The following is a 260-nucleotide window of genomic DNA, read 5'->3' on the forward strand; positions in this document are numbered from 1 at the left end:
CCGCTCGATCAGGTCGGGGAAGCGGCGTCCGGACTGGTCCGGGATCGTGGTCCTCACCCGTCGACGCAGCCGGATCCTCGCGAGCTGGTGTTCCCGCATCACCCGGGCGACGCGCTTGTGATTCACCCGCCTGGCCGCCGCGACGCCGTCGTTGAGGTCGGCGGTGATCCGCGGCGCCCCATAGGGGCTCTTCACTATGGATTTCGTGGACCAGATGGTCTGACTCTTTGAAGGATGTGGCGGCCCCTGCCCAGCGGGCG

Annotated in this window: 1 pseudogene; it reads right to left on the bottom strand. The window is 68.5% G+C overall.

The features are described 5' to 3' along the window. Positions 1-180: pseudogene (locus DWB68_RS15885) on the bottom strand (IS3 family transposase); the annotation flags it as partial. Between the last annotated feature and the right edge of the window lie 80 nt (positions 181-260).

The sequence above is a fragment of the Galactobacter valiniphilus genome (assembly GCF_003575975.1).
Lineage (GTDB): Bacteria > Actinomycetota > Actinomycetes > Actinomycetales > Micrococcaceae > Galactobacter > Galactobacter valiniphilus.